The 560-nt window shown below is 72.9% G+C and carries 1 protein-coding gene; it reads left to right on the top strand.

Features of this window, described 5'->3' with window-relative positions; translation table 11 throughout:
* Positions 1–24 precede the first annotated feature (24 nt).
* Positions 25–560: hypothetical protein (locus EKO23_RS24805; protein WP_134721267.1), on the top strand; the 536-nt coding region annotated here is incomplete at its 3' end.

Consider the following 560-nt stretch of genomic DNA (forward strand, 5'->3'; position numbering starts at 1 on the left):
CGGGCGTTGTCGGGGACCGGTGAGGTGAAGGTGCCCGCCGGCCGCTACTCCCTGCGGCTGAGCCCCAGCCTCGCCTACGAGGTCGACCTGCCCGGGACGCGGTACGTCGACGGCGGCCTCTACGTGCACCACCCCGACGCCCCCGGTGTCTTCGCGGTCACCTCCGCACCCGCCGACGGCACCCTGCTCCCGCGGCACCCCTGCACCGACAAGAGCGAGTTCACCGCCGGGCCCACCCCGCAGGACCTGGCCCGCGAGCTCGCCGCCCAGCCGCTGCTCGAGGTCCACGACCGGACCCGGGTGACCCTCCACGGAGCCCGCGGCGTCTACCTCGAGGTCCGGGTCCCTCCCGACGTCGACACCACGCAGTGCCAGGACGTCGGCGACACCACCGACGACATCGAGCTCTTCCGCACCGAGGGCGGCGAACGGTGGTCCTGGGCACAGGGCTACGTCGGCCGCTGGTGGATCCTCGACGTGAACGGCGAACGGGTCGTCGTGATGAACCACTGCGACCGCGGCTGCACCAAGGAGGACCTCGCCACCCTGACCCGGATGGC

The sequence above is a fragment of the Nocardioides guangzhouensis genome (assembly GCF_004519545.1).
Classification (GTDB): Bacteria; Actinomycetota; Actinomycetes; order Propionibacteriales; family Nocardioidaceae; genus Nocardioides; species Nocardioides guangzhouensis.